20 protein-coding genes are annotated in these 26104 nt (G+C 72.6%); 7 read left to right on the top strand and 13 right to left on the bottom strand.

Annotated elements, in window-relative coordinates:
* Nucleotides 1–58 precede the first annotated feature (58 nt).
* Nucleotides 59–2365: an ATP-binding cassette domain-containing protein gene (locus ABD140_RS05750; RefSeq protein ID WP_344237487.1), complete on the top strand. Its 2307-nt coding sequence runs from the start codon at nucleotides 59–61 to the stop codon at nucleotides 2363–2365.
* Nucleotides 2366–2380: 15 nt separating this feature from the next.
* On the opposite strand, the gene ABD140_RS05745 is transcribed toward ABD140_RS05750, so the two are convergent.
* The 4 genes from ABD140_RS05745 to ABD140_RS05730 all read right to left on the bottom strand — a co-directional run bounded on the left by ABD140_RS05745 (nucleotide 2381) and on the right by ABD140_RS05730 (nucleotide 6278).
* Nucleotides 2381–3184, bottom strand: coding sequence for an SAM-dependent methyltransferase (locus ABD140_RS05745; protein ID WP_344237485.1), 804 nt, complete (start codon nucleotides 3182–3184; stop codon nucleotides 2381–2383).
* A gap of 105 nt (nucleotides 3185–3289) precedes the next feature.
* Nucleotides 3290–4351, bottom strand: coding sequence for an AI-2E family transporter (locus ABD140_RS05740; RefSeq protein WP_344237483.1), 1062 nt, complete (start codon nucleotides 4349–4351; stop codon nucleotides 3290–3292).
* Between the two features lie 62 nt (nucleotides 4352–4413).
* The gene (locus ABD140_RS05735; RefSeq protein WP_344237481.1) at nucleotides 4414–5052 is read right to left on the bottom strand and encodes a response regulator; all 639 of its coding nucleotides are present in this window, start codon (nucleotides 5050–5052) and stop codon (nucleotides 4414–4416) included.
* Complete coding sequence (locus ABD140_RS05730; RefSeq protein WP_344237479.1) at nucleotides 5040–6278, bottom strand: sensor histidine kinase; 1239 nt, start codon at nucleotides 6276–6278, stop codon at nucleotides 5040–5042. The genes ABD140_RS05735 and ABD140_RS05730 overlap by 13 nt, the downstream gene beginning before the upstream one ends.
* Nucleotides 6279–6450: 172 nt before the next feature.
* Here ABD140_RS05730 and ABD140_RS05725 point away from each other — a divergent pair, with 172 nt between their 5' ends.
* Genes ABD140_RS05725 through ABD140_RS05715 form a run of 3 tightly spaced genes read left to right on the top strand, consistent with a single transcriptional unit; the run spans nucleotide 6451 to nucleotide 9779 of the window.
* Nucleotides 6451–7179 (top strand): ABC transporter ATP-binding protein, encoded by a 729-nt coding sequence (locus ABD140_RS05725; protein WP_344237477.1) that lies wholly within the window; start codon nucleotides 6451–6453, stop codon nucleotides 7177–7179.
* Nucleotides 7176–9599, top strand: coding sequence for an FtsX-like permease family protein (locus tag ABD140_RS05720; protein WP_344237476.1), 2424 nt, complete (start codon nucleotides 7176–7178; stop codon nucleotides 9597–9599). The genes ABD140_RS05725 and ABD140_RS05720 overlap by 4 nt, the downstream gene beginning before the upstream one ends.
* A 12-nt stretch (nucleotides 9600–9611) precedes the next feature.
* A complete protein-coding gene (locus ABD140_RS05715) occupies nucleotides 9612–9779 on the top strand; it encodes a hypothetical protein (RefSeq protein ID WP_344237474.1) in 168 nt (55 codons plus the stop codon).
* 40 nt (nucleotides 9780–9819) lie between these two features.
* On the opposite strand, the gene ABD140_RS05710 is transcribed toward ABD140_RS05715, so the two are convergent.
* Together ABD140_RS05710 and ABD140_RS05705 are read right to left on the bottom strand one after the other, a co-directional pair.
* A complete protein-coding gene (locus ABD140_RS05710) occupies nucleotides 9820–12099 on the bottom strand; it encodes a hypothetical protein (protein ID WP_344237472.1) in 2280 nt (759 codons plus the stop codon).
* Complete coding sequence (locus tag ABD140_RS05705) at nucleotides 12092–14776, bottom strand: MMPL family transporter (RefSeq protein ID WP_344237471.1); 2685 nt, start codon at nucleotides 14774–14776, stop codon at nucleotides 12092–12094. Before ABD140_RS05705 ends, ABD140_RS05710 begins: the two co-directional genes overlap by 8 nt.
* Nucleotides 14777–15061: 285 nt before the next feature.
* On the opposite strand from ABD140_RS05705, the gene ABD140_RS05700 reads away from it, so the two are divergent.
* Together ABD140_RS05700 and ABD140_RS05695 are read left to right on the top strand one after the other, a co-directional pair.
* Nucleotides 15062–15502, top strand: a complete 441-nt coding sequence (locus ABD140_RS05700; protein ID WP_344237469.1) for a YunG family protein — start codon at nucleotides 15062–15064, stop codon at nucleotides 15500–15502.
* A gap of 125 nt (nucleotides 15503–15627) precedes the next feature.
* A complete protein-coding gene (locus tag ABD140_RS05695) occupies nucleotides 15628–17940 on the top strand; it encodes a PASTA domain-containing protein (protein WP_344237467.1) in 2313 nt (770 codons plus the stop codon).
* A 100-nt stretch (nucleotides 17941–18040) separates the two neighbouring features.
* Here the strand turns inward: ABD140_RS05695 and ABD140_RS05690 are convergent, their stop codons facing one another.
* From ABD140_RS05690 to ABD140_RS05670, 5 genes are all read right to left on the bottom strand, one after another.
* Nucleotides 18041–19474 carry a family 2B encapsulin nanocompartment shell protein gene (locus ABD140_RS05690; protein WP_344237465.1) on the bottom strand — a complete coding sequence of 478 codons (1434 nt, stop codon included), beginning with the start codon at nucleotides 19472–19474 and terminating at the stop codon, nucleotides 18041–18043.
* Nucleotides 19475–19535: 61 nt separating this feature from the next.
* A complete protein-coding gene (locus tag ABD140_RS05685) occupies nucleotides 19536–20402 on the bottom strand; it encodes a geranyl diphosphate 2-C-methyltransferase (RefSeq protein WP_344237463.1) in 867 nt (288 codons plus the stop codon).
* An 11-nt stretch (nucleotides 20403–20413) separates the two neighbouring features.
* Nucleotides 20414–21547, bottom strand: coding sequence for a family 2 encapsulin nanocompartment cargo protein terpene cyclase (locus tag ABD140_RS05680; protein WP_344237461.1), 1134 nt, complete (start codon nucleotides 21545–21547; stop codon nucleotides 20414–20416).
* A gap of 156 nt (nucleotides 21548–21703) precedes the next feature.
* The gene (locus ABD140_RS05675; RefSeq protein WP_344237459.1) at nucleotides 21704–22765 is read right to left on the bottom strand and encodes an AI-2E family transporter; all 1062 of its coding nucleotides are present in this window, start codon (nucleotides 22763–22765) and stop codon (nucleotides 21704–21706) included.
* Between the two features lie 117 nt (nucleotides 22766–22882).
* Nucleotides 22883–23656, bottom strand: coding sequence for an SDR family NAD(P)-dependent oxidoreductase (locus ABD140_RS05670; protein ID WP_344237457.1), 774 nt, complete (start codon nucleotides 23654–23656; stop codon nucleotides 22883–22885).
* 88 nt (nucleotides 23657–23744) lie between these two features.
* On the opposite strand from ABD140_RS05670, the gene ABD140_RS05665 reads away from it, so the two are divergent.
* Complete coding sequence (locus ABD140_RS05665) at nucleotides 23745–24065, top strand: ArsR/SmtB family transcription factor (RefSeq protein WP_344237455.1); 321 nt, start codon at nucleotides 23745–23747, stop codon at nucleotides 24063–24065.
* A 115-nt stretch (nucleotides 24066–24180) separates the two neighbouring features.
* Here the strand turns inward: ABD140_RS05665 and dmpG are convergent, their stop codons facing one another.
* Together dmpG and ABD140_RS05655 are read right to left on the bottom strand one after the other, a co-directional pair.
* The gene (gene dmpG, locus ABD140_RS05660) at nucleotides 24181–25209 is read right to left on the bottom strand and encodes a 4-hydroxy-2-oxovalerate aldolase (RefSeq protein WP_344237453.1); all 1029 of its coding nucleotides are present in this window, start codon (nucleotides 25207–25209) and stop codon (nucleotides 24181–24183) included.
* 2 nt (nucleotides 25210–25211) lie between these two features.
* A complete protein-coding gene (locus ABD140_RS05655) occupies nucleotides 25212–26102 on the bottom strand; it encodes an acetaldehyde dehydrogenase (acetylating) (RefSeq protein ID WP_344237451.1) in 891 nt (296 codons plus the stop codon).
* Between the last annotated feature and the right edge of the window lie 2 nt (nucleotides 26103–26104).

Genomic DNA, 26104 nt, shown 5'->3' with positions numbered 1-26104 from the left:
TCTCCTAGTATGCCATCCTTAACTCTATACGCCCTAAAGTGTTCGGAGGACGCCCGGTATGACCCTGTCCAGCAGCACGTCCGACTCCCCCGGCGCGCGCTCCCTGCCCGCCGACGGCCACGACGTCATCGAGGTCCGCGGCGCCCGGGAGAACAACCTCGCCGACGTCTCGCTCGACCTGCCCAAGCGGCGGCTCACCGTCTTCACCGGGGTGTCCGGCTCGGGCAAGTCCTCCCTGGTGTTCGGCACCATCGCCGCCGAGTCGCGCCGCCTGATCGACGAGACGTACACGGCGTTCATCCAGTCGTTCATGCCGAGCCCGGGGCGGCCCGACGTGGACGCGCTGCGCAACCTCAGCGCGGCGATCATCGTCGACCAGGAGCGCATGGGCGCCAACGCCCGCTCCACCGTGGGCACCGCCACCGACGCGCACACCATGCTGCGCATCGTCTTCAGCCGGATCGGCGAACCGTACGCCGGCACGTCCAGCGCGTTCAGCTTCAACAACGCCGAGGGCATGTGCGCCGAGTGCGAGGGGCTCGGCCGCGTCTCCCGGATCGACGTGGACGAGCTGGTCGACCGCGACAAGTCGCTCAACGAAGGCGCCATCACCGTTCCGAGCTTCGGCGTCGACACCTGGTACTGGCGGACCATCGCCGAGTCCGGCCTGTTCGACCCGGACGCCAGGCTCCGCGACTACACGCCCGAGCAGTGGGCGGACCTCCTGCACAAGCCGGCCACGAAGATCAAGCACGCGGGCATGAACATCACCTACGAGGGGCTCGTGGTGAAGGTGCAGCGGCTGTTCCTGGCCAAGGAGCGCGAGTCGATGCAGGCGCACGTCAAGGCGTTCGTCGACCGGGCGGTGAAGTTCGAGCGCTGCCCGGCCTGCGGCGGGGCGCGGCTCAACGAGGCGGCGCTGGCCTGCCGGATCGACGGCCGCAACATCGCCGACTGCGCGGCGATGCAGATCAGCGACCTCGCCGAGTTCGTCCGCAAGATCGACGACCCGTCGGTCGGCCCGGTGCTCGCCGCCCTCGGCGACACCCTCGACTCCCTGGTCGAGATCGGCCTGGGCTACCTCAGCCTCGACCGCGAGTCCGCCACCCTGTCCGGCGGGGAGGCCCAGCGGGTCAAGATGGTCCGGCACCTGGGCTCCGGCCTCACCGACGTCACCTACGTCTTCGACGAGCCGACCGTCGGGCTGCACCCCCACGACATCCGGCGGATGAACGACCTGCTGCTGCGCCTGCGCGACAAGGGCAACACCGTGCTGGTCGTCGAGCACAAGCCGGAGGTGATCGAGATCGCCGACCACGTGGTGGACCTCGGCCCCGGCGCGGGCGCGGCGGGCGGCCGGATCTGCTACACCGGCGACGTCGCCGGGCTCCGCGCGTCCGGGACGCTCACCGGCCGGCACCTGGACCACCGCGCCCGGCTGCGCGAGAAGGTGCGCCCGCACCAGGGCGCCCTGGCGATCACCGGCGCCTCGCAGCACAACCTGAAGGACGTCAGCGTCGACCTCCCGCTGGGCGTGCTGACCGTCGTCACCGGGGTGGCGGGCTCGGGCAAGAGCACCCTGATCCACGGCTCGCTCCGCGGCCGCGAGGACGTCGTCACCGTCGACCAGTCGCCCATCCGGGGATCGCGCCGCAGCAACCCCGCCACCTACACCGGCCTGCTCGACTCCGTCCGCACCGCGTTCGCCAAGGCCAACAAGGTCAAGGCCGCGCTGTTCAGCGCCAACTCCGAGGGCGCCTGCCCCAAGTGCAAGGGCATCGGCCTGGTCTACACCGACCTGGCGATGATGGCGGGCGTCGCCTCGGTGTGCGAGCAGTGCGAGGGCCGCCGCTTCACCCCCGAGGTCCTCACCTACAAGCTGCGCGGCAAGGACATCAGCGAGGTCCTGGCCATGCAGGTCGCCGAGGCCCGCGACTTCTTCCCCACGGGCCGCGGCCGCGCCGTCCTCGACCGCCTCCACGACGTCGGCCTCGACTACCTGAGCCTCGGCCAGCCCCTCACCACCCTGTCCGGCGGCGAGCGCCAGCGCCTCAAGCTCGCCATCCGCATGGCCGAGCAGGGCCGGACCTACATCCTCGACGAGCCGACCACCGGCCTGCACCTGGCGGACGTCGACAAGCTCCTCGCCCTCCTGGACCGCCTCGTCGACGCCGGCAACACCGTCATCGTCATCGAGCACCACCAGGCCGTCATGGCCCACGCCGACTGGATCGTCGACCTGGGCCCCGGCGCCGGCCACGACGGCGGCCGCGTCGTCTTCACCGGCACCCCCGCCGACCTGGTCGCCACCGCCGACACCCCCACCGCCCGCCACCTGCGCGCCTACGTCGGCGCGGGCGCCTGACCGATCCCCCGGCGGCTACCTCTTGACCGCCACCCCGCAGACCGAACCGATCTCCTCGACCGGCCCGGCCTCCCCCTCCGGCCGCCACCGGGGGGTGGAGACCAGGCCGGGCTCCACCAGCTCCAGGCCGTCGAAGAACGAGGCGATCTGCTGCGGGCTGCGGTTGTGGTACGCCGAACCGGAGTGCCGGTCGTTGTGCCGCGCCGCGGCCGCCACCCGCTCAGGCGTGTCGATCCCGTCGTTGACGACCAGGTGGCTGCCCGGCACAAGGCCCGAGGTGAGCCGCTCCACGATCGAGGCCGCCTCGGCGTCGTCGGCGATGTTGCCCAGGATGCCGAGCATCAGCACCGCGACCGGCCGGGAGAGGTCCAGCACCTCGGCGGCCCGCCCGAGGATGTACGCCGTGTCCCTGACATCGGAGTCGACGTACCGGCAGCCCCCCTCGGTGCGGGAACCCGACAGGGCGAGGACGAGCGGGTCGTTGTCGACGTAGACGACCCGTGGCTCCGGCGCGACCCGCCGGGCGATCTCGTGGACGTCGGCATCGGCGGGCAGCCCGCACCCCAGGTCGAGGAACTGCCGGATGCCCGCCTCCTCGGCGAGGTAGGTGACCGCGCGGCCCAGGAACCGGCGGGCCTCGCGGGCGATGCGCGGGATCTCGGGATAGAGCGAGGCCGCCGCGTCGGCGGTCTCCCGGTCCACGCGGTGGTAGTGCTGGCCGCCGGCCCAGTAGTTCCACATGCGGGCCGAGGAAGGCACCGACGTGTCGGGAACGGCGGCCTCGGGCCGCGGCGGGAGGGTGTTCGGACTGTCGCTCATGCTCCACCGGAATCACGAAGGCGAAAGGGAAGATCGATCTTACGCCGTCGGTCAGGGGCGAACAGGGTCGAACGCCGCGGCGTCCGGGCCGTCCCGCAGGCGGGGTCAGTCCGCGGGCTCCGGGCCCTTGCGGGCGGCCTGCCGGAGTTCGGCGCGGTGGTGCAGCAGGGCCACCACCGCGGAGGTCACGGGGGCGGCCAGGAAGGCGCCGGCGATGCCGGCGAGGGTGCCGCCGAGGGCGATGACGATGAGGATGACCGAGCCGGGCAGGTCCAGGGCGCGCCCGTAGATCTGGGGGGCCAGGATGTGGCCCTCGATCTGCTGGACCGCGACGGTGAGGGCGACGACGATCAGCGCGGCGAGCCAGCCCTTGGCGACGAACGCCACGACCGCGGCCAGGAGCCCGGCGAGGAACGCGCCGACGATCGGCAGGAAGGCGCCGATCCAGGTCAGCATGGCCAGCGGTATCGCGAGCGGGATGCCCAGGATCAGCAGGCCGAGGCCGATGAAGAACCCGTCCACGAAGCCCACCAGCGCCACGCCCCGCATGTACCGCCCGACGACGTGGAAGACGATGGACCCGCCCGCGCGGGTCTCCTCGCGGGACGACTCGGGCAGCAGCGCGGTGAGCCAGGCGACCAGGTTCGGCCCGCCGTGGGTGAAGTAGATCGCCAGGACGAGCGCGAGCACGGCGCCGATGACGACCTCGCCGGTGGCGATGACGCCGGTGAGCGCGCCCCCGGCGATCCGCCCGGACCGCTCGGTGACCCACTGCCGCGCCTGGTCGCCCAGGTCGGTCAGCTGCCCCTGGTCCACGCCGAACCTGGCGGCGGTGCTCTGGATCCCGGCGATGAACGTGTCGAGGTCGAACGCCAGGTCGTCGATCCCGTCCCGGGTGATGGGGATGAGCAGCGTCACCAGCAGCGCCCCCACGGCGATCAGCCCGAGCCATACCACGGTGGTGGCCACCGCCGGATGCACCCCGCGCCGCATCAGCCAGTGCGCGGGAGGCACCGTGGCCGAGGCGATGAAGACCGCCAGCAGGACGGGGATCGTCACGGTCCGCACCTGCCACAGCGCCCAGACCGCCAGGGCCGCCAGCAGCACCAGCAGCAGCCGGTGCCCCGCCTTCAACGTCTTGCGCCGCAGTTCGTCCTCAACGTCCACGCATCTGAGGGTCCCCGGACGGGGATCTCTCCTAACCGCGTGCGGCGCGCGGGCTCGTCGCGTCAGGCGTTGAGGTAGGCCAGGACCGCCAGGACGCGGCGGTGCCCGCTGTCGGTGGGCGGGAGTCCGAGCTTGGCGAACACCGCGCCGATGTGCTTGCTGACCGACCGCTCGGTGATGACCAGGGCGGCGGCGATGGTGGTGTTGTCCAGGCCCTGGGCCATCAGCCCGAGCACCTCGCGTTCGCGCGGGGTGAGCGCCTGGAGGGGGTCGCGGCGGGCGGTCATCAGCTGGGAGACGACCTCGGGGTCCAGGGCGGTGCCGCCGCCGGCGACGCGGCCGAGGGCGTCCAGGAACTCGTCGACCCGGCTCACCCTGTCCTTGAGCAGGTAGCCGACGCCCGCCGCGCCTCCGGCGAGCAGCTCGGCGGCGTAGGTCTCCTCGACGTACTGGGACAGCACCAGCACGGGCAGGCCCGGCAGCTCCCGGCGGGCCCGGATCGCGGCGCGCAGCCCCTCGTCGCGGAACCCCGGCGGCAGCCGGACGTCCAGGACGGCGGCGTCGGGCCGGTGCTCCAGCAGGGCGGGGAGCACCTCGGGTCCGGTGCCGGCGACGGCGACGACCTCGTGGCCCTCGGAGTTCAGGAGCAGGACGAGCCCCTCGCGCAGGAGGACGTTGTCCTCGGCGATCACAACCCGCACGGCAGTTCCACTTCGATCGTCGTCCCTTCCCCGTCCGGGCTGTCCAGGCGGGTGGTCCCGTCGAACGCGGCCACCCGGCGGCGGATGCCCGCCAGGCCGCTGCCGCCGCCTTCGTCGGCGCCGCCCTTGCCATCATCCCGCACGGTGATCAGCAGCCGGTCCGGTGCGCGGCGGACGGCGACGGACGCGCGGGAGGCGCCGCTGTGCCTGGCGATGTTGGTGAGGGACTCGGCGACGACGAAGTAGGCGGCCGTCTCGACGGGCGCGGGCACCCGCCCCTCGTCGACCTCGGTCTCGACGGGGATGGGCTGCCCGGCGGCGAGGGCGCGCAGGGCCCCGGCCAGGCCGCGGTCGGCCAGGATCGGCGGGTAGACGCCGCGGATCACGGTCCGCAGCTGGGTGAGCGCCTCCTCGATGCCGTCCCTGGCCTCCAGGAAGAGGGCGCGGGCCGCCTCCGGGTCGGTGGCGAAGCGGCGGTCGGCGAGCCCGAGGCGCAGCGCGACGGCGACGAGCTGCGCCTGGGTGCCGTCGTGCAGGTCGCGTTCGATGCGGCGCAGCTCCGCTCCGTGCGCCTCCAGGGCCTCGGCGCGGGTCTCGGTGAGCTGTTCGACCCGCTCGGCGAGGCTGGTCCGGGAGACGGGCCGCAGCATCAGCTCGGCGAACCGCGCCTGCCAGCGCGCGAGCCGCGGCACCAGCCAGACCAGGATGAGGACGTAGAAGGCGCCCTGGACGAACGGCATCGTCAGCGCCTTCGGCCAGCTGTCCAGAGTGATGAACGCGCTCTGGGAGCCCTCGGGCGCCGCCCACCACCACAGCGGCAGCGACAGGGTGAACGGGATCCCCGCCCACACTCCGACCGCGAGCACGGCCGCGATCAGGCCGGTGAACCCGTGCACCGCCATCCAGACGGCGTCCCGCCAGAAGGTGGCGGTCCGCACCATCATGATGCCCTGCTGCAGTTCGGAGGCGTGCGAAGGCCGGTACGGCTCGGGGATCTCGCGGCCCAGCAGGCGTCCGGCCCTGCGCCGTTCGGTGTTCGCCAGCGCCTGCAGCGGCCGTGCGGCCTGCGGCAGCCACGGCAGCGTGGCGAACAGCAGCAGCAGGACCGCCATGAGCGGCGCGAGGCCGAGCATCGCGGGCAGTGCCGTGCGCAGGCCCGAGACCAGGTCTCCCGTCGCGTCCGCGCTGCGCCGCAGCACCTTCTTGATCTTCGTTGCGTGGTTCATGCTCATCTCGCCGTCCACGGTAGGCGCAGACCGGCGCCGGTACAGCACGCTCCGCTCCCGGGCCGATGGTGTAGCCCGCTACACCATCGATTCGGGAGAGCGCGCCCATGTGCCCTGAGCCCGCGAAATCTAGATTCGACCAGGTGAGAGACAGTGTCGACGGAGGAGGATCATGACCATCACGGCCGAGGCGACCGCGGAGGCGGTCGGCCTGGACGCGGTCACCAGGACCTACGGCTCGGTACGGGCGCTGGACGGTGTCACGTGGACGTTCCCGCGCGGCGGCTTCACCGCCGTCATGGGGCCGTCCGGGTCGGGCAAGAGCACCTTCCTGCACTGCGCGTCCGGGCTCGACCGGCCCACCGGGGGCACCGTCCGGATCGGCGGCGTGGACATCGGCCGGCTCGGCGAGACGAAGCGGACGCGGCTGCGCCGGGAGCGCATCGGCTACGTCTTCCAGGACTTCAACCTGATCCCGTCCATGGACGTCGAGCAGAACATCACGCTCCCGCTCCGCCTCGGCGGCGTCCGTCCCGACCGCGCCTGGCTGGAGGAGGTCGTACGCCGCGTCGGGCTGTCCGACCGGCTGCGGCACCGCCCGTCCGAGCTGTCGGGCGGCCAGCAGCAGCGCGCCGCCCTGGCCCGCGCGCTCGTGACCCGGCCCGAGGTCGTCTTCGCCGACGAGCCGACGGGCGCGCTGGACCCCCGCACGGCCCGCGACGTGCTGCGGCTCCTGCGCGAGACGGTCGACGCGACCGGACAGACGCTCATCCTGGTCACCCACGATCCCGCGGCTGCCGCCTGGGCCGACTCCGTCCTCTTCCTCAGCGGCGGGCGGATCGTCGACGAACTGGCCTCCCCTTCCGCCGCCACCGTCGCGGCCCGTTGGGAGACGCTGTGAAGAAGGGTGCTCTCACCGGGGTGTTCGTGGCGCTGACGTTCGCCGCGGCGCTCATCGGGGCGTGCGGGGTGCTGCTGGAGTCCGCGTGGCGGGCGCACGCACCGGTCGAGCGGTTCGGTGCGGCCGCCGCCGTCGTGACGGGGCCGCAGAACGTCGAGACGCGGGTGAAGCGGCTCGGTGAAGGGCCGGCGAAGCAGTCCCGGCCGTTGGCCGAGCGGGCTCGTGTGCCGGTCTCGGCCGTCGAGCGGCTGCGGGATGTTCCCGGCGTCGAGAACGTGGTGGCGGACGTGTCGTTCCCCGTCCTGGCGGAGTCGGGGCGGATCCTGGCGGGGCACGGCTGGGAGTCCGCGGCCCTTCGTCCCTATGAGCTGAGTGCCGGGCGGGCTCCGCAGGCGGCGGACGAGGTCGTCCTTCACGCGTCGGCGGGAACCGCCCTCGGGCAGGTCGTCCGGTTGCAGGCCGATGGAAGGCCGCAGCCGTACCGGGTCGTCGGGCTGGTCTCGTCGGGGCCTGACACGGCGTTCTTCACCGCGAAGACGGCGGCGGCGCTGTACGGGCATCCCGGTGAGGCCGATGTTCTGGCGGTGTTCGCGGGCTCCGGGGTGTCCTTGGACGCTCTGCGTGCGGCCGTACCCGGGCTCACCGTGGCCACGGGATCGGCGCGCGGTGACGCCGAGGACCTGTCCGTGGCCTCCGCCCGTGGGGACGTTCTCGAAATGGGCGCGTCGCTCGGCGGTGCGTCCGTCATGACGGCGCTGGTGGTCGTGGGCGGGCTGCTCGTCCTGGTGGTGCGGGAACGGGCGCGGGAGTTCGCGCTGCTCCGTGCCGTGGGAGCCACGCCCGGTCAGGTGCGTCGGCAGCTGATGCGCGAGACGTGGGCCGTCGGGGCGCCCGCCGCGCTGCTCGGCGGGCTCGGGTCGCTCGCGCTCGGTGCCCGGATGCACTCGGCGATGGTCGACAGGGGCGTTCTGCCGCGGGGGTTCGGGGTGTCGCTCAGCCCGCTGCCCGCGCTGGCGGCGTTCGCGATCACCCTGCTCATCGCCGTACTCACCGTGCTCGTGGCGTCCTCGCGCCTGTCGCGGATCCGGCCCGTGCAGGCGCTGGGCGAGAGCGCGGCCGAACCCTCCGGCCTGCCCCGGTGGCGCGTCGCCACCGGGACGGTGTTCCTCTTCCTCGGGCTGAGCGCGCTCGGGACGTCGATGGCCGCGGGCGGAGCCGTCGCCCTCGCCTCGGTCAGCGGCCTGGTCCTCTCACTGATCATCGCCACCGCCCTGCTCGGCCCGCTGGCGGCGCGGCTCGGCGGCCGGGTGCTGGGAGGCGCGGTCCGGCTGGCGGCGCCCGTCACCGGCCGGCTGGCCCAGCACGCCGGTGCCGCGGCGGCCCTGCGCGCCGGTTCGATCATCACGCCGGTCGCGCTGGCCATCGCCTTCGCCGGGACGCAGCTGTTCGCGCAGTCCACGGTCGTGCGCGCGACGACCGCGCAGGCCGCGGACGGCAATCTCGCCGACCAGATCCTGATCGCGCCCGGGCTTCCCCGCGAGGCCGCCGATGCCGTCCGCCGGCAGCCCGGCGTCACGGCCGCCACCCCGGTCAAGTCCACCACGGTGGTCATGGCCGTCCGCGAACTGGGCGAGCAGACCCTGAGGTCCCTGTCCGCCCGCGGCGTCGGCGCGGACGCCGCGGCGACGATGGACCCGAAGGCGTCCGCCGGACGCCTCGCCGACCTGCGCGGCGACACCGTCGCCCTCAGCCGCGAGGTGGCCGGAGGCCTGCGCGTCGGCTCGACGGCCCCGCTCTGGCTGGGAGACGGCACCCGCGCCGACCTCCGCGTGGTCGCCGTCTACGACCGCGGCCTGGGCTTCGGCGACGTCCTCCTGCCGCACGACCTCGTCACCGCGCACTCCACCACGGCCTTGGACGACCACGTCCTCGTCAAGGGGAACGCCGACCTCCGCCCGGTCGCCGCCGCCTACACCGGCGCGCGGGTGGTGGACCGCACCGCGTTCGACGCCGACCTCTCCCGGACGCTCCGACTCCAGGGCTTCTTCAGCCAGGTCGTCGTCGTGGCCATCGCCGGTTTCATCGTCATCGGCCTGGTCACCACCCTGGCCCTGGCGACGGCGGCCCGCCGCCGCGAGTTCGCCCTGCTCCGCCTCGTCGGCGCCACCCGGCGGCAGGTCCTGCGCATGGTGCGCCTGGAGGCCGTCATCGTCCTGGGCACCGGCGTCGTCATCGGCTCCCTCATCGCCGCGGTGACCCTCACGGCCTTCGCCTGGGTCGTCGCCGGGCTGCCGCTCCCCGCCGTCTCCCCCGTGAGCGCCGGGCTGCTCTTCCTGGGCGTCGCCGGTTCCGGCGCCGCCGCCATCGTCCTCCCGGCGCGGTTCGTCCTGCGCCGCCGCACCTCCCCGAACCTCTCCTGAAAGGCATCCTCTGTGAACAACACCCTCCGCTGGCTCCTCCTCGGCCTCGTCATCGCCGTCAACGTCGCCGTGAGCATCCTGTTCGACGGCACCTGGTACGGAACCGTCGTCAACGTCATCAGCGGCCTGACCGTCATCGGCCTCGTCCTCGACTACCTCGTCCGAGGCCGCGAGAACTGAGTCCCGAACGCCCCGCGCCTCGCCACGGCCTGATCCGGAATCAGGCCGTGGCGAGGCGCAGGTCCCTGGGACGCAGGGAGCGGCGGCGGACGACCGTGAAGGCCAGGGCGGCCAGGGCCAGGAGAAGCCAGGTCAGGAGGTGGAGCAGGCCGGTGGGCAGGCCCGGAGCGTGCAGGACCAGGGCGCGGACGGCGAGCACCGCCCCGTGGGTCGGCAGCAGGGTGCTCAGGGACGCCACGGCGCCGGGAATCGAGGACAGGACGCCCGCCGCCAGGGTGAGGACGAGGACGGCCGCGGCCAGCAGCAGGCCGAGGCCGCCGAGGGCCGCGGCGAGCGCCCGGCAGACGAGGGTGAAGGTCAGCGCGATCAGGGCGGACGCCGCCGCCAGGGCCGCCCAGCGACCGGGGCCGAGGCCCAGCGGCGGGCCCAGGACCGCTCCGGCGGCCAGGCCGATCGCGGCGGCCGGGACGGTGGAGGCCACGGTCCGGTAGAGGAGGCGCCGGATGGACGAGCGCGAGGTGAGCAGGCCGGGCGGCAACGCGCGCAGGAGCAGCGAAGCGCCGAGCGCGCACGCCCACAGCGCCGGTATCAGGAAGAAGGCGGCCGCGGCCCTGCCGAAGCCGGCCTCGCCCGTCCACCGGCTCTTCATCGGGGTGGCCGCGACGGTCTTGAGGTGGTTCCGTTCGGCCTCCGTGTAGGACGGGACCTCGTTCTGGGCTTCGGCCAGGCCCTTGGAGAGCGTGCGCGCCCCCGTTTCGAGGCGTCCGGCGCCCTTGGCGAGGGTCTCGGTGCCCGTGACCAGTGAACGCGAGCCCTCCGCGAGGGTGCCCGCGCCGGTCTGCAGGGACTCCGCGCCGGAAGCGAGCCGCCTGGAACCGGCGAGTGCTTGACGGGTTCCGGTGGCGAGTCTCCCGGCTCCGGCCGAGAGCCGGGAGACGCCCGCGGACAGGGTCTCCGTTCCCGCTTCCAGCCGGTTCACGTCCCGGGCCAGGGTGCCGGTGGCCGAACGGAGCCGGAACAGTCCGGCGTCGAGCCGTCTGGCGCCCGTCGCGGCCTGTTCGAGGTCCCGTGCCAGAGCCGGTGAGGAGACGACGAAATCCTCGGCGTCGACCGCGGCCCTTCCCCCGGATCCTTCCAAGGAGCGAAGCCTCTTCTTGAGCCTGACGGTCCTGGCGCGGACCTTCGCCCTGAATGCCGTGGTGGTCTTCGCCGTGGCGGCGAGCCGGTGCGAAAAGCCCTTCAGCGAACGGCAGAGCCTCCCCTGCCGGGGAGCGCAGCGGGTGGCGAGCCGGTGGAAGTCGGCGGAGAGCCGCTGCTGGGTGGGCATCCGGTCGACGGTCCGCAGCACCCTGTTCGCGACGGGAACCATCCGTCCGGCCGTGACGGCGTCGCCTCGTGCGGCCCTGCGCGTCCCGGTGGCCAGCCTCTCCAGGAGGCCCGGCAGCTCGGCCGCCCGGCTCTCCGCCCGGAGCAGGTTCCTGTCGACGGCGCCGACCCCGGCGGCCAGGCGGGTGCTTCCCGCCGCCAGCCGGCCGGCGCCGGTGGCCAGGTTCTGCGCCCCCTCGCCCAGCCGTTCCGTGCCCGCTTCGAGCCGCTCGGCCCCCGTGGTGAGGGAGCCCAGGCCCGTCGCGAGGGAGTCCGCGCCCTCGCCGAGCCGCCCGGCTCCGGCGTCCAGGGCCTCGGCTCCCCGCGCCAGCCGTGTCGCGCCGGAGCCGAGGCGCTCCGCCCCGCCCTTGAGCTCCTTGCCGCCCTCGGCCAGCTTCGCCGCCCCGTCCGCCGCTTCGCCGAGCCTGTCGTGCATCTCGGTGAAGGCGACGTAGATGCCGTCAAGGTAGGTCTCGACCACGGTCGTGTTCAGCGAGGCCAACGCGTCCTGCACCACGGCGTGGCTCAGCCCGGGGTCGGCGGGCCGGGCGGCCGCCGAGGTCCGGACGGAGAACACCGCCTGCGTCGCGTCCTTCGCGCTTCCCGCGATGAAGGAGGTCGCCTTCTTCGAGAAGTCCTCGGGCACCGTGACGACGGCCGCGTACCGGCCCGACCGCAGCCCCTCTGCGGCGTCCGAGGCGTCGGTGACCTCCCACGCGTAGCGCCGGTCGGGCCCGTTGACGAGCCTGTCGGCCAGTTCCCGGCCGAGCGGGATCGTCTTCCCCCCGACCGTGACGGGCCGGTCCAGGTCGACGACCGCGGCCTTGGCCGTCCCGTGGTCGACCGCCGGGTTCCAGAACGCCCAGGTCAGCGTGCCCAGCACCAGGAGCGTGAGCAGCAGCAGGCCGGCCCAGACCCGCCAGGCGGGCGATCTGCGGAGGTTCCCGTCAGGCACGTCCGGCCTCCTGGGGTACCGGGGCGAGGGACAGGACGCCCGTGCGGTCCGACGGCAGCAGCCCTTCGACCGAGGCCGCGTCCTGGCAGGTGACGACGGCGGCGGTCTCGGCGAACAGCTCCGCCAGCCGGGCCCGCTGGTGCGGCCCGGTGACCAGGTCGAGGTCGTCCACGAGGAGGAGCCGCGCCCCGTCCCGCAGCGCCGCGCCGAGCTCTCCGCCGGGGTCGGCCGACTCGCGGCAGCGCACCAGCGCCACCTCGCGGCGGACGGCTCCGGCGTGCTGCGGCAGCAGGTGGCCGCACGTCTTGAGGTCGCCTTCGAAGGACCTCACCCGTCCGGCGAGGGTGTGCAGCAGCGCCGACTTGCCGCACGCGCCCTCCCCCGAGACGACGAGCACCTGGCCGGGCCGCAGGTGCAGGCGCACATCGGTGAAGACGGGGGCGCCCCGGTCGTCGCGGGCGGTCAGCCCTTGGGCGCTCACCAGCTCGGCGGATCCCGGTTCCGGCCAGTCCGCCAGGCGCAGCTCCCGTTCCAGGCCCGCGCCTTCGACGTCGAAGTGCGGGAGCCTGCGGTCCAGCCGGGGCGGCAGCCACCAGGCGCGGTCGCCGAGCAGCCGCAGCACCGCGGGTACCAGCGTCATGCGCACGAGGAAGGCGTCGGTGAGCACGCCGACGGCCAGCCCGAACGCGATCGGCTTGATCGTCGCGCTGCCCTCGGGGATGAACGAGGTGAACACCCCGGTCATGATCAGCGCGGCGGCCGTGACCACGGTCGAGGCCGACACGAACCCGGACTCGATCGCGCCCGTCGCGTCCCCGGTGCGCACGTACGCCTCGCGGATGCGGGAGACGAGGAAGACCTCGTAGTCCATGGCCAGCCCGAACAGGACGCCCATCAGGATGATCGGCAGGAAGCTGATGACGCTGCCGGTGTGCGTCACCTTCAGCAGGCCGGTGAGGTGGCCGAGCTGGAACACGAACGCCACGGCCCCGAAGGCCGTCACCACCGACAGCAGGTAGCCCAGCGCCGCCTTGACCGGGACGGCGACCGACCGGAAGACCATGGCGAGCAGGACCAGTGAGACGCCGACGACCAGCGCCCCGAACGGGACGAGGGCCGCGCCGAGCTTGTCCGACACGTCGATCCCGACGGCGGTGATGCCGGTGACGGCCGTCCGCGTCCCGTACTCCCGCTCGAACCGGTCGCCGTCCGCGCGCAGGCGCAGCACCAGGTCCTTCGTCGACTCCGAGTCGCCGCCCCGCTCGGGGATCACCTCGACGACCGCGACGATCCCCTTCGGGTCGGGGGTGGCCAGCGGGACGGCCGCCACGCCCGGGATCCGCCGGACGTCGTCGGCGAGCCGGTCGGTCACGCCGACCGGGTCGTCGCTGTCCAGGACCTGCGCGGTCAGCAGCAGCGGGGAGTTGTATCCGGGTCCGAAGTACTCGGAGACCACGTCGTAGGTGGTGCGCGCCGCGCTGCCCGGTTTCTGGCTGCCGTTGTCGGGCAGCGCCAACTGCAGTTCGCGGGCGGGCAGGATGCACAGCCCCAGCCCGACGACGATGAGCGCGGTGGTCGCCCACGGGACTTTCGTGGCCAGGCGGACCCAGCGGCGGCTGAACGGCGTCCTGCGCTGGTGCGCGGCGGCCTTCTTGCGGGGCCGCAACCGCTCCCCCGCGGCCGAGAGCAGCGCCGGGAGCAGGGTGGCGGCGACCGATACCGCGATCACCACGCCCACCGCGGCGGCCAGGCCCATCGTCGTGAGGAAGGGGATGCCGGCGACCGACAGCCCCAGCAGCGCCAGGACGACCGTCGTCCCGGCGAAGACGACGGCCGAACCCGCCGTCGCCATCGCCCGCGCCACCGACTCCCGGACCTCCAGGCCCTGGGCGAGCTGGTCGCGGTGGCGGGAGAGGATGAACAGCGCGTAGTCGATGCCGACGGCGAGCCCGATCATCACCGCGAGCATCGGGGCGGTCGAGGAGATCGGGGTGAACCGCGTCGCCGCCAGGATGAGGCAGGCCGAGACCCCCACCCCGAACACGGCCGAGAGGACCGGCAGCGCCGCGGCGAGCAGCGACCGGAACACCGCGAACAGCACCACGAGCGCGATCAGCAGCCCGATCCCCTCGGTGGCGCTGATCCCCGGGACGTTGTCGGTGTAGGCGTCGCCGCCGGTGTACACGCGCGCCCCGCCCCCGATCCGGGCGGCGAGCCCCTCCCCGATCGCCGTCAGCTCGCTCTTCGTCCGCGGCTCGACCTGCGCCTGCTGGACCGTCAGCGGCACCGTGACGATCGCGGCCCTCCCGTCCGGGGAGACGGCGTCCCTGGTGATCCCGCCGAACGGGCTCGACACGCCCGCGACCTGGCCCACCGTCCGGATCTCCCCCACCGCCCCGGCGACCGCCGCCTCCACCCGCGGCGTCCGGACCCGTGCCCCTTCGGGCATCACCAGCACCATCTGCGCCGAGGTCCCGGCCAGCTCGGGAAAGACGTGCTTCAGCTGGGTCAACGCGGCCTGCGACTGCGACCCGGGGATCGTGAACGTGTCGTCCAGCCCCTTCTGCAGCACCAGCGCGGCACCCCCGGCCACCGCGAGCACCGCCAGCCACACGGCCGCCACCAGCGCCCACCTGCGAGCCGCCCACCGCCCCAGCCCGTACAGAAAAGACGACAATTCTTACTCCAGCTCCCAGCTCCCAGAAACCCCGGATTCCACCCCAAACCTCCGACCACCCCATGAACCACCCACTACAAGGCCTCGGCCCACCCCTTATCCCCGCCCCACCCGCCCCACCAGCCCAAGCGACCTTCAAAACCTGCACCGCACCCCGCCCCGCCCCCACCCGCCAAGCACCCCCGTACCGGGCACGGCCTTCGCACGCGACTCGCCGTGCCGGCCCGGCGGCCGGTCGTAGGAGCGGGCCCGCCGGTGTCACCCCAGGCTGGAATGCTCAGGGCCATGAGACCTTGGAGCCTGCTGGAGATCGATCAAGCGCTGCGCACCTCCTGGGCGGCCGACACCTGCTCGCCGGACGACGCGGAGCGGGCTCCGTGGACCACCGAGAATCCCGCATGGGGACACTGCGACATCACGGCGCTGGTCGTGCACGACCTGCTCGGCGGTGAACTCATGGTGGGAGACGTGTACTCCGCGGGCGGGCTGCCGCAGGGGTACCACTGGTGGAACCGGTTGGGCAGCGGGGTCGAGCTCGACATGACCCGGGAGCAGTTCCGGGAGGGGCAGGAGGTCGTCGGCGCCCGAGTCGTCGAGCGGCCTCGTCACCGGCGGCATCGGCGCGGGGAGGAGTACGGGGTGTTGCGCACGCGGGTGAGCGCACTCTTGGGGGTACTGCCCTCGTTCGTGGAGGAGGGTGAGACGTCTGGTCAGAACGGGGGATAGATCTAGTTTCGGAAACGTTGTCCCGCCTTCATGTTTCGCGGGCCCTTCGTGCGGTTTACTGCCGCAGGGCTGGCTGAACGTGCACGTTCTGTGCGACTGAGACTGGGATACGGATGGACCTTGCGGTGGGTGGGTGGGTTCCGGGGCGGCGGGATCTGCGGGAGGTGGGGGCGGGGGCTTCCGGACGCGTCGTGATGGCGGTGGACGGGGACGGGGCGTCGCTGGTGGCGGTCAAGTACCTGGCGGAGGGGCTGGTCGGCGACACGCGGTTCCGGGAGGAGTTCCGCAAGGAGGCGGAGCTGCTCGCGGGGGTGGAGTCCGAGCACGTCGTCGGGGTGCGGGAGTGCGTCGAGGGCGATGACGGGGTCGCGGTCGTGATGGACCTCGTCGACGGGGTTTCGTTGCGTGAGGTGCTCGTTTCGCGTGGCTCACTGGAGCCCGAAGCGGCGTTGGCCGTGTGGAAGGGGTCGTTGCGGGGGCTTTCCTGTGCGCATGAGGTGGGGGTGGTGCACCGGGATCTTCGGCCCGAGAACGTGCTCATCACCGCTGAGGGCGTGTCCGCGCTGGTGGATTTCGGGGTCGTGCCGCGGTCGGGGGAGCAGGTCGAGAAGGGCGGCGTGCCTGCGTACCTGCCGCCTGAGCGGTGGCGGTACCGGCTTGTGCTGCCGGTGGGGGATGTCTACGCGTCGGCGGTGATGTTCTTCGAGTGCTTGACCGGGCGGCCGCCCTATCCGGCGGACTCGGTCGCCGAGCTGGAGGAGCTGCATTCTCGGACGCCCATTCCGGTGGATGACGTGCCGGAGGCGGTGCGCGGGCTGCTGCGGCAGGGGCTTGCGAAAGACCGCCGCGAACGTACGGCGAATGCGCTGGAGCTCGCTGAGGAACTGCAAGCCGTCGCGGACGAGGCGTACGGGGAGGACTGGGAGCAGCGCGGGCGGCGGTTCCTCGCCATTGCGGTCGCCGAGTTGGCCGTGCGGGCGTTGTCGGAGGATGCGGCCGAGTCGGCGGAGGTTGCGGAGTCCGCAGAGGAGACGTCGGGTGGTGAAGGGGCGACCGTAGCGGAGGAGAAGGCGGTCCCGGTCGCCGCGGTGGCCGCCGCCGAGCGGACGCCGAGCCGGTCCGGGAAGGCCTCACTGCTGTCGGGCAGGGTGGGGAAAGCCCTCCTGGTGGCCGTGGTCCTCGGCCTGCTCGCCTGTCTCATCGTGTTCCTGACGCGGCCGTCCGGCGTCTCGGAGGACTCGAAGGCCATCATGCGGCCGTCCGCCTCGTCCCTCGCGGCCGAAGCGGAGACCGGCACGGTCCCGGACGTCGTCGGCGCCCCGCAGGCGGCCGCCGAGAAGAAGCTGCGGGCCGCGGGACTCGTGCCGTACGTGATGTTCAAGCAGTCCCTGAAGCACGAGGCCGGCACCGTCATCGAGACCGATCCGGCGGCGGGCACGAAGGTCGGCCGCGACGCGCTGGTGGGCCTGGTCGTCGCGCAGCGGTCACCTGTCTACGCGGTGACCGTCCCCGACGTCCGGGGAAGCTCCTACGCCCAGGCCGAGACCGTCATCCAGGGTCTGGGGCTGACGCTTCGCCGCGTGGATCGGGAGGACGCAGGCGAGCCGGGAAAGGTGCTCTCCACCGCTCCAAGCGCCGGTGCAGAGGTCGAACGCGGCTCGCAGGTGACCGTCTACGTCGCCAAGGCGGCCGCGAACACGACCGTCCCCGTCCCGAACGTCACGCTCATGCCGCAGGAACGGGCCGCGCAGACCCTCCGTGACGCGGCCTTGAAACCCGTCGTCGTACCGCAGCGCAACGGCTCCGTCCCTCAAGGCCAGGTCATCTCGACCGACCCGAAGCCCGGCGTACGGCTCGCGGCGGGCGCTTCCGTGACCCTGTACGTCGCCCAGACCCCGCCGGTAAAGGACGTCAACGTCCCCGACGTCGCCGGTTCCTCCTACGAGGCCGCCGCCCAGCGCCTGCAAGCCGCCGGGCTCGTCCCCGAGCGCGCGGTCAAGGAGACCACGGAGGCCGCGGAAGGCACCGCCCTCAGCACCACGCCGCCCGCCGGATCCTCCGTCAAGCCCGGCTCCAAGGTGACCGTCCTCATCGCCCAGACACCGCCCCTCACCCTGTCGGCCGCCGCGTCCGTCTCCCCCACCGCCTCCTCCTGCCGCCGCCGAGGATCCGCCTTCACCTTCTCCGGCTCCATCTCGGTCTCCCGAGGCCCCGTCACCGTGACCTACCGCTGGACCCGCAGCAACGGAACCTCCGACCTCGCCCGCACCCTGCACTTCCCCGCCCCCGGCCCCCAGACCCTCCCCGTCGACCGGAGCTTCTGGCGCATGGACGGCCGCGGCTACACGGGCTGGGCGAAGGTCCAGGTCCTTTCCCCGAGCCCCGCCCTGTCCGACGCCGCGACCTTCACCTACGACTGCCGCCGCGGCCGCCACTGAGGCTCTCCTCCGTCAACGCACTCCCCGCCCCCACCCGCGATCAGGCTTGTACGGGGCCCGCCCGGGACGCGGCACCGCCCGGCGATCCGTCCGGTCGAGGTCAGGTGCGGGGTGCGGCTATGTCGACGTTCTCCAGGACGCCCAGGGCGTCGGGGACGAGGATGGCGGTGTTGAAGTAGGCGCTGACCAGGTAGCGGGCGATGGCTGCTTCGGTGATGCCCATGAAGCGCACGTTGAGGGAGGGCTCGTACTCGTCGGGGATCCCCGTCTGGCGGAGGCCTATGACGCCGGCGTCGTCTTCGCCGGTGCGCAGGGCGAGGATCGAGCTGGTGTGGTCGGCGGAGACGGGGATCTTGCCGCAGGGGTAGAGGGGGACGCCCCGCCAGGACAGGACCTCGCGGCCGTCGTCGGTGGTGCGTTCGGGATAGACGCCGCGTCTGGTGCACTCGCGGAAGAAGGCGGCTATGGCCTTGGGGTGGGCCAGGAAGAGGCGGGTGCCGCGGCGCATCGACAGGAGGTCGTCCATGTCGTCGGGGGTGGGCGGGCCGGACCAGGTGGAGATGCGCTGGGTGTCGTCCGCCTCGTGGAGCAGGCCGAACTCGGGGTGGTTGAGCAGCTCCCATTCCTGGCGTTCGCGTAGCTCCTCCACGACCAGGCGCAGCTGCTCCTCCGCCTGGTTCATCGGGTCGTTGTACAGGTCGCCGACGCGGGTGTGGACGTTCAGGATCGTCTGGGCGACCGACAGCTGGATCTCGTGCGGGGCCGGGTCGTAGTCGGCGAAGGCGTTCGGGATGACGGGCTCGCCCTGGTGGCCCGCCGAGAGGCGGATCGCGGACTCCCCCCTGCGGTTGGCGAGCCGCGCCGCGTCGGAGCGGTGGGCGTCCAGCCGGGCGCGCAGCACCGGGCTCGCCTCGCGCAGCCGCTGGAACGCCGGGGTCGGCAGGGTCAGGACCGTCGCGGACGTCGCCGCCCGGAGCGTCTGGTTCCAGACGGGGGCGTCGTCGGTGCCGGACGTGAGGGCCTCGTCGCCGAGGTGGCCGCCGTCGGTCAGGACGCCCAGCAGCGCCGTGCTTCCGTACCGGCCCGTGCCGAGTCGTTCCAGGCGGCCCCGGACCACGGCGAGCATCCCGGTGACCGGGGAGCCCTCCTCGATCACGACCTCGCCGGAGTCGACCTCCCGGAGGACGAAGCGGCTGGCCAGTTCGGCCAGCAGTTCCCGGCCCTCCGCGGTGGCGTCGAGGCCGTGCAGTGCCGGGAGGCCGCAGAGGGACTCGGGCACGACGCGGGCGCCGTCCGCGGTCCACACGAAACCGAGCCGGCGCGGACGCGCGGTGCGGACGCGCCGGCGGTTGATCCGGTACGTTCCGCCGGACACCTCGACCCACGGGAGCTTGCGCAGCAGCCACCTCGACGAGATCGCCTGCATCTGGGGCGGGGTCTTGGTGGTCGTGGCCAGGGTGCGGGCCCCCGCCGGGGACAGGCTGAGCCGAGGAGTCTCCTCCCCGACTTCACCGCGCGGGCTGATGGTCGTCATCGGTGCCTCTCCTGGGTTCGGCGGATGGTGCCGGCCGGCCTCGGCGCCGGCCGGCCTCGGGTCAGATCCGGTCGGCGGCGATGAGCAGGTAGTGGAAGCTCCCGCCGGTGTAGGCCTCCAGGAAGGCGTCCTCGATCCCGGTGACCAGGTGGGACCGCTCGCGCAGCCGCCAGTACGGGATCGTCGCCGCGGTCAGGTCGACGACGTTGATGGGCACGAGGCCGTTGGCCGCCATCGCCGCGAAGTAGGCGCTGCGCGGGTGGATGTCGCAGATGTAATGCGAGTTGATCTGGCTGACCGGCCGCGACGGCAGGCCGTAGACGTCGTTGTAGCAGCCGGTGATGCACACGTAGCGCCCGCCGGGTTTGAGCAGGCGGCTGTGCTCGGCGAAGAGGTCGTTCAGGTTCACGTACATCGTGGACTCGTTGTTCCAGATGCCGTCGAAGGACGCCGTCTCGAAGCCGGTGTCGAGCATGTTGCGGAAGGAGAAGCGGACCGAGTCCGCCACTCCGCGCCGCTCGGCCTGCTCCGTGGCGAACCTGACCTGCTCCTCGGAGATCGAGACGCCCTCCGTCCGGCAGCCGAACCGCAGGTTGGCCATCAGGCTGGTGCCGCCCCGCCCGCAGCCCGCGTCCAGGAGCCGTCCGGAGGCGGGGATGTCCCCCAGGTGATCCAGCAGGAGTGCGGCCTGCGCCGTCTCGAGCCGGTGCAGCTCCTCGACGAGACGCCGTTCGCGCGTCTCCTCCGGCCCCTCCAGGACCGTCCAGTCGGGTTCACCGATGCCGTAGTGGTGGTGGTAGGTCCCGTCGACGTCGCCGAGGAGCAGGTTGACGGGATTGCGCTCCTGGTTCCAGTAGTCGGCGACGGAGCGCTGGTAGGGGCTGGCGAGCACGGTCTTGGTGGTGGTGGCGTCGCTGGTCAGGGTCATCAGGGGTCCTCTCACTCGGACGATGTCGGAGACGGGGTGGATGACTGCGCGTAGCGTGTGTTCGTGGCGTGCCATTCGAAGCCGCCGCCCATCCACGCCCGCACCCCGCGCAGGAACCACTGCAGTTGCGGGGAGGGCACGGACGCCAGTTCCCCGTGGGCGGCCTCGAAACCGCGCACGAAGTCGTTGTGCAGGTCGACGGTGAGCTCGACGGCCTCCTCGGTCGTGCAGCCCCGGTCCGCGGCGGTCAGCAGGACCATGTTGCAGACGGGCTTCTCGTCGGCCGCGTCCTTCTCCACCGAGAACAGGTCGTTGAGCAGCACGGAGGCGGTTCCGGCCTGGAACAGGGCGTCGCGGACCCGCTGGTCGTAGAACAGCTCCGAGGGGAGCTCGTAGCCGCCGACGACGTCGATGAGCGTCATGGAGGTGTAGAAGCTGTCGTGCTGGCGGGCCGCCAGGTACTCCCACGCGGGAGGGTGCCCGGTCTCCCGCCAGGCGGCGTAGGCGGTCCAGCTCACGAACATCGCGAAGGTCGAGTAGCAGACCCGCTGGACCTGCGTCGGCGTCGCGTGCCTGCCGAGATGGCGGGTGGCCGAGCCGAGCATCCGCAACACGAGGTCGTCCTCGACGGCCTGCTCCAGCGGAGGGGTGAAGGCGCCGGCCGCGGGCGGCGGGTCCATGACCGCCATCACCAGCGCCAGCCGCGGGGGCAGCAGCTCGGGCACCGCTCCCAGCGACGTGTCGTCGGCGTAGTAGTCGTCCGCCGCCCACCAGCTCGCGTTGAGCTGGGCCGCGACGAGCAGCGCGTCCGGATCGTCGGAGTCGGGATGGGTGAGCACGGCCAGCCGCCCGAATCCCGCGGACTCCAGCGCGTCGAGTTCGTGCTCCTGGAACCCCTGCTCGGCGGCCCAGCGGCCCAGCCGCGCGTTCACCTCCGCGGCGAGCGCGTCGTCGGCCCGTTCGACCGCCGGAACGTAGAGGGGCGGCGCCTTCCCGTCCCCCCACTCCCGGTGCGTGTAGACGGAGGGCGTCCCCGCCGCCCGGCTCAGGAGGGTGGCGGCCGTGCCGAGCCCCGTCGGCCCCGGCATCCGCCACGCCGCGTCCTCCGCCGAGTGCCCATCCGCTCCCTTCCGCCCCACGAGCATGCGCCCTCCTCATCACGTCATCGCTTCCCCCCAAGAATCTCACGCACGGTAAAGATATGGACACGATATGTGCCTAACACCGAGGCGACACATGAGCCGCAGACGGGGCCATGGACACGGAAGGCGACCACTGATAAAGCGGAGCGCGCGGGAGGCTCAGGTGGCGGCGTTCTCCTCGGGCGCCTTGGAGTCCGCGGCGGGTGGACCGTCTTCGGCGGAGCGGTGGTGGTGGAGGAGGGCGGCCGCGGCGGCGGTGAGGGGTGTCGCGAAGAAGGCGCCCGCGATGCCGGCGAGGACGCCGCCCAGGGCGATGGCGACGAGGACGACGGGGCCGGGGAGGTCGAGGGCTCGGCCGTAGATCTGGGGGGCGAGGATGTTGCCCTCGATCTGCTGGACGGCGACGGCGAGGACCACGACGGCCAGGGCGATGAGCCAGCCCTTGGCGGCGAAGGCGACGATCGCGGCCAGCAGGCCGGCGAGGAACGCGCCGATGATGGGGAAGAAGGCGCCGATCCAGGTGAGGACGGCCAGCGGGATCGCCAGGGGAACGCCGAGAGCCCACAGCCCCAGGCCGGTGAGCGCCCCTTCCACGAGGCCCACGAAGGCCACCCCGCGCATGTACCTGCCGATGACCTGGAAGACGACGGAGCTCCCGGAGCGGAGGCGCTCACGAGACGCCGCGGGAGCCAGCCCGGTGAGCCAGGTGAGCAGGTTCGCGCCGCCGTAGGTGAAGTAGACGGCCAGGACGAGCGCGAGCAGGGCCCCCACGAGGATCTCGCCGGTCATGATGACACCGGTGATCGCCCCGTCGGCGATGTCGCCCCACTGGTGGGACAGCCACTCCTTGGCCTGCTCCGTGAGCTCGGTGAAGCGCGCCTCGCTCACCCCGAAACGAGCGGCCTCCCGTTGGAGGTCCACCGCGAACCGGTCGACGTTGATGCTCAGGTCGTCGATCCCCGCGGCCGTGACCGGCACGAGCCCCACGACCAGCAGCGCTCCCCCGCCGAGGGCGCCGAGCCACACCAGGGTGGTCGCCAACGCGGCGTGCAGCCCCCGCCGGACCAGCCACCGCGTCGGCGGCACCGTCATGGAGGCGATGAACACCGCCAGCAGCACGGGGATCGACACGGTCCGCACCCGCCAGAAAGCCCAGATCGCCAGGGCCACGAGCACCACCACGAGCAGCAGGTGCCCGGCCCGCAACGTCTTGACTCTCAAACCACCATCAAAATCCACAAACCATTAGTCCCCCGGCATAACCGCCTTAACCGATAGCTTCCACACACCCGCCGACCGTCCCCCGACGCCTCCTGGGCGCCGCCGTTGCGGCGGTGGTCAGAGGAGTTCCAGGCCGCCGTCGAGGGTGAGGATCTGGCCGGTGAGCCAGGTGCTCGCGGGGGCGGCCAGGTGCAGGGCCCAGGCGGCGATCTCCTCGGGGCGCCCGCGGCGGCCCAGGGGTATGCGAGCGGCCTCGTCGGTCTTGATCTGCTCGACGGTGGCGGCGGGGATGCCCGCGGAGGCCAGGGCCTCGCTCTCGGTGGGACCGGGGGCGAGCGCGTTGACGCGGATGCCGTCGGGTGCCAGCTCCAGGGCCCAGCTGCGGGTGAGGTGCTCCAGCGCGGCCTTGGTCGCGGCGTAGTGGGCGGCGCCGGGCAGGGGGCGGTGGCCGTAGGTGCTGGAGACGTTGACGATCGAGCCGCCCGTGGTGCGCAGATGCGGCAGAGCCGCGGCGGCCAGCAGGCTGGGGGCGGTGACGTTGAGGTCGAACAGGTCGCCGATCCGCTGGGCGGTGGCCTCGGCCAGCGGCATGAGGGCCGTGGCGCCGGCGTTGTTGACCAGGACGTCGATGCGGCCGAACCGTTCGAAGGCGGTGTCGATGACCGTCCGGGGGGCGTCGGCGGCGCAGACGTCGGCGGCCAGCACGGTGATGCGAGCATGTCGGCTCGCCGTCTCGGCCAGGGCGTCGGCTCTACGCCCGACCCCTAGGACGCGGGCGCCGTCCTGGGCGAAGGCGATCGCGGTGGCGCGGCCGATGCCGGAACCGGCGCCGGTGACGACGACCGCCCGGCCGGTGAACCGCCCCGGGGAGGAGAGGGATCCCTCTGTCATGACACACTCCACTTGTTCGATGTTCGTGAAACATCGAACAAGCTAGCATGCATCCATGAAACAGGCACAACATCCCGATCTTGGCGATATGTCCCTGACCGGGGTCATGGGTGCGCTCAGCGACCCGATCCGGGTGGGCCTGGTCCGCCTGCTCGCCGACGGCCGCGAGCGCGGCTGGGGAGAGCTGCGGGCCCCGGTGGCCAAGTCGACGCTGAGCCACCACCTCCGGGTGCTGCGGGACGCCGGCCTGACCCGCACCCGCCAGGAAGGCACCCGCTGCTACGTGGAACTGCGCCGCGCCGACCTCCATGAACGCTTCCCCGGCCTGCTCCAGGCCGTGCTCTCCGCCGCCGAAGACGAGGACGTGGGCTCGCAGGTCGGGTTGGCCGACACACCTCCCCCGCAGTGACGCCGTCGGCGAGGCGCCGGAGGGGCCGGTCTCCGGGAACGGCGGAAAGTACGAGAAAAGGGGGACGGGCGGCTCCTGGAGAGAGGAGAGGAGCCGCCCGTCGGGGAGAGGTGGTTCAGGAGTTCTGCTCGGAGGCGAGTTCGAGGGCGATGTCGATGAGCTGGTCCTCCTGGCCGCCGATGAGCTTGCGCTGGCCGGCGCGCAGGAGGATCTCGGCGCCGGAGACCTTGTAGCGGTCGGCCTGGGTGGCGGCGTGCTTGAGGAAGCTGGAGTAGACGCCGGCGTAGCCCATCATGATCTCCATGCGGCCGAGGTTGCACTCCGACGGCATGGTGGGGCGGACGACGTCCTCGGCGGCGTCGACGATCTTCATGACGTCGATGCCGGTCTTGATGTCGAGCTTGTCGCAGACGGCGGCGAACGCCTCGACGGCGGTGTTGCCCGCGCCCGCGCCGAAGCGGCGGACGGAGCCGTCGATCTGGAGGGCGCCCGCGCGGACGGCCGCGATGCTGTTGGCGACGCCGAGGCCCAGGTTCTCGTGGCCGTGGAAGCCGACCTGGGCGTCGTTGCCGAGCTCGGCCACGAGGGCCGAGATGCGGTCGGAGGTCTGCTCGAGGATGAGCGCGCCCGCCGAGTCGACGATGTAGACGCACTGGCAGCCGGCGTCGGCCATGATGCGGGCCTGCTTGGCCAGCACCTCCGGCGGCTGGGTGTGCGACATCATCAGGAAGCCGACGGTCTCCAGGCCCAGGTCCCGGGCGAGGCCGAAGTGCTGGATGGAGACGTCGGCCTCGGTGCAGTGGGTGGCGATGCGGCAGATGGAGCCGCCGTTGTCGGCCGACTCGCGGATGTCGTCCTTCACGCCGACGCCCGGCAGCATCAGGAAGGCGATCTTGGCACGCTTGGCGGTCTGCGCCGCCGCCTTGATCAGCTCCTGCTCGGGGGTCTTGGAGAAGCCGTAGTTGAAGGACGAGCCGCCGAGGCCGTCGCCGTGCGTCACCTCGATGACGGGCACGCCCGCGTCGTCCAGGGCCGTGACGATGGAGACGACCTCGTCGACGGTGAACTGGTGGCGCTTGTGGTGGGATCCGTCGCGCAGGGACGAGTCCGTGATCCGGATGTCCCATTCGTCGTTGTAGGGCATCGTCAGGCTCCCGCGATCTGCTTGGCGAACTCTTCGCCGACCTTCGTGGCGGCGGCGGTCATGATGTCGAGGTTGCCGGAGTAGGGCGGCAGGAAGTCGCCGGCGCCCTCGACCTCGAGGAAGATCGCGACGCGGGCGAGGCCGCCGCTGATCGGCGTCGGGTCGTCGTACTGCGGCTCGGCGCGCAGCCGGTAGCCGGGCACGTACTCCTGCACGGCCGCGGCGACCTGCTGCACCGACTCGGTGATCTTGTCGCGGTCGGCGTCGGCCGGGATCGCGCAGAAGACCGTGTCGCGCATGAGCGGCGGCGGGTCGGCGGGGTTGAGGATGATGATGGCCTTGCCCTTGCGGGCGCCGCCGATCGTCTCGACGCCGCGCGCGGTGGTCTTGGTGAACTCGTCGATGTTGGCGCGGGTGCCCGGCCCGGCCGACTCCGACGCCACGGAGGCGACGATCTCGGCGTACTCGACGGGGACGATGCGCGAGACCGCGTAGACCATGGGGATGGTCGCCTGGCCGCCGCACGTGATGAGGCTGACGTTGTCCTCTCCGATGTGCTCGAGGAGGTTGGCGGGCGGGACGACCGCGGGGCCGACGGCGGCGGGCGTCAGGTCGATCGCGCGGATGCCCGCTTCCTTGTAGCGGGGGGCGTCGGCGCGGTGCACGTAGGCGCTGGTGGCGTCGAAGACCAGGTCGGGCAGCTCGTCGCGGGACAGCAGCCAGTCGACGCCCTCGTGGCTGACCTCCAGGCCGAGGCCGGCGGCGCGCTTGAGGCCGGGCGACTCGGGGTCGACGCCGATCATGTAGCGGGGTTCGATGTGCTCACTGCGCAGGAGCTTGTACAGCAGGTCGGTGCCGATGTTGCCGGGACCGACGATGGCGGCGGTTGCCATGA

Origin of the sequence: Actinocorallia libanotica (genome assembly GCF_039525175.1) — a bacterium.
GTDB classification, from domain to species: Bacteria; Actinomycetota; Actinomycetes; order Streptosporangiales; family Streptosporangiaceae; genus Actinocorallia; species Actinocorallia libanotica.
This window is presented reverse-complemented; position numbering and strand designations above follow the sequence as displayed.

Excerpts from the sequence above, each read along its gene's own strand:
- dmpG (WP_344237453.1), bottom strand. The coding sequence starts at position 25,209 with ATGCCCTACAACGACGAATGGGACATCCGGATCACGGACTCGTCCCTG.
- ABD140_RS05750 (WP_344237487.1), top strand. The coding sequence starts at position 59 with ATGACCCTGTCCAGCAGCACGTCCGACTCCCCCGGCGCGCGCTCCCTG.
- ABD140_RS05700 (WP_344237469.1), top strand. The coding sequence starts at position 15,062 with ATGAGACCTTGGAGCCTGCTGGAGATCGATCAAGCGCTGCGCACCTCC.
- ABD140_RS05670 (WP_344237457.1), bottom strand. The coding sequence starts at position 23,656 with ATGACAGAGGGATCCCTCTCCTCCCCGGGGCGGTTCACCGGCCGGGCG.
- ABD140_RS05725 (WP_344237477.1), top strand. The coding sequence starts at position 6,451 with ATGACCATCACGGCCGAGGCGACCGCGGAGGCGGTCGGCCTGGACGCG.
- ABD140_RS05665 (WP_344237455.1), top strand. The coding sequence starts at position 23,745 with ATGTCCCTGACCGGGGTCATGGGTGCGCTCAGCGACCCGATCCGGGTG.
- ABD140_RS05745 (WP_344237485.1), bottom strand. The coding sequence starts at position 3,184 with ATGAGCGACAGTCCGAACACCCTCCCGCCGCGGCCCGAGGCCGCCGTT.
- ABD140_RS05685 (WP_344237463.1), bottom strand. The coding sequence starts at position 20,402 with ATGACCCTGACCAGCGACGCCACCACCACCAAGACCGTGCTCGCCAGC.
- ABD140_RS05655 (WP_344237451.1), bottom strand. The coding sequence starts at position 26,102 with ATGGCAACCGCCGCCATCGTCGGTCCCGGCAACATCGGCACCGACCTG.
- ABD140_RS05680 (WP_344237461.1), bottom strand. The coding sequence starts at position 21,547 with ATGCTCGTGGGGCGGAAGGGAGCGGATGGGCACTCGGCGGAGGACGCG.
- ABD140_RS05690 (WP_344237465.1), bottom strand. The coding sequence starts at position 19,474 with ATGACGACCATCAGCCCGCGCGGTGAAGTCGGGGAGGAGACTCCTCGG.
- ABD140_RS05730 (WP_344237479.1), bottom strand. The coding sequence starts at position 6,278 with ATGAACCACGCAACGAAGATCAAGAAGGTGCTGCGGCGCAGCGCGGAC.